This window comes from Mesorhizobium sp. M5C.F.Ca.IN.020.29.1.1 (assembly GCF_003997375.1).
GTDB lineage: Bacteria > Pseudomonadota > Alphaproteobacteria > Rhizobiales > Rhizobiaceae > Mesorhizobium > Mesorhizobium wenxiniae.
In genome coordinates, this window is the sequence record NZ_RZSW01000893.1 from 1 (window position 1) to 1,668 (window position 1,668).

Sequence of the window (1,668 nt, forward strand, 5' to 3'; positions counted from 1 at the left end):
GTTCAAAATCTTCTCGGTCTCAGAAATCTCGTGCACGATCTCGTCCGGTCCGACCATTGACTCAATGATTACCGGTTTCAGGGAAAGCCGCGCGGCAAAGGGTTCGTAGGCGAGCTTGGCTGCGAATGACATCGCGAAGTGGCGTCCCTTGCTGTTGACCTCGCTGATATGGACCTGAGCAAGTCGATTGCCGAAACGTCGCAAAATACGGACAGCCTCGGTCATCGAGGAGTCAACCTGTCGAGCATGGGCAACGTCGAAGCACAACCTCGCATCTGGGAGTTGATCGAAGTAGTGCTGAAGTTCGTCGGCGGTGCGGCCCGCCGGTTTACGTGAGTCCATGTTTTCGAGGCAAAGGTGCGCTCCAAGCGACCTCCAAACTCGGGTGTCCTGGATCGTATCGGGATGCACGACGATGTTTAGACCCATGTCTGCAACGACCTTCAGCTGAACAACAAGGTCGTTCTCGTTATCAAAGTTGGTCGGCGCATGAAAACTGATGTACTCGTACCGGCGTCGTAGCTCTGGAAGGCGAAGCGGAAGCGCCGCCAATAGCGCCGGTAGTTCAGCCATCCGCAACGCCGATAACTCGACTGCTTTAGCGCGGGTGGGGGCGAGTAACTGCAGCGCGGTCGCGAAATCATCTAACGCAATCGCGCCAGTCGAGAATCCGACTACTGCCATCAGAATACTCCGTACTTCTTCACCAATGCCGTGAAGTCGTCATTGGATTCATACAACAGCTTGGTCAGAGCCGTATCGAACTGGGTAGCTACGTTTCGTGCCTCAAGAAATACTCCATCCTCATAGGCATCATCTGGAGACAATTTTTCCAGTCCGGTTCGCTTCTCATTGTCGTTGAGTAGCGCGAGGAAGGAATCGTAATTGTCGAATATGTCAGGAGCGAGAGAGGGCGCGTATCGGGAGACGATCCCCGCCAAAGATTCCAGTGGGGTCCTCTGCGCCCAATTCGTCAAGTGATCGACTAGGTGCTGCGTGACAAAGGAGTCGTCCTCGCCCTGTTGGTCCCTGAGTGCCCAAGAGATGCACATAAAGAAGCCTGACACGAACAAAAGCTTGCGCGACATGCGAAGCTTGATGTTCCGGAGGGCCCACTTATCACCGGCTCTGGCCCGATATTTGTTGGCGTAATCCACTGCCATCGTCCGCCAGAAACGTACAACATCGTTTAGCAGGAAGCGAGGTATCCTATCGGCGCGGGTATTAGACCGAATGAAGCTCGCATCCTCTTGGACGTAACGGCTCAGGATGGCGTTGACGATGCGGCTTCGGACTTCATGGCTACCCGGGGCGTCCACTGCGGCCGATTCCAGCAAGAGAAGGAGCCGGCGCGTCATGTTGTTGTTTGTATCCTCATCTCCACCGACCGCGTGAACCAGATCGTGACTGAAAATTAGCCCCCCGAAGACCTCCGTGGGACCGGGCTTCCCGAAGTTCGCCTCGGCCAACCTGTTCCGCAATTGGTGAACCAATCGAAGGTGCAGAGAGTCCGCGCGTCCATCTATAAGGATGGTCCAGTCGAGATCGCTGCCGACCGTGAACTCCCTCCTCGCCATTGACCCGAACACGACGAAACTGCCTTCGTCGGTAGGTAGCAAATCTCCTACCAATCCGGCCAGCTGTTGCAACTTCTTGGCGCTACGCAAA

Annotated in this window: 2 protein-coding genes; both read right to left on the reverse strand. The window is 55.4% G+C overall.

The features are described 5' to 3' along the window. Positions 1-684 (reverse strand): hypothetical protein (locus EOA85_RS34710; protein WP_127212683.1); only part of this gene is annotated, 684 nt, incomplete at its 3' end. Beyond that, a partial coding sequence (locus EOA85_RS34715; RefSeq protein WP_164760107.1) for a DUF294 nucleotidyltransferase-like domain-containing protein occupies positions 684-1,668 on the reverse strand: 985 nt, incomplete at its 5' end. The genes EOA85_RS34710 and EOA85_RS34715, both read right to left, overlap by 1 nt.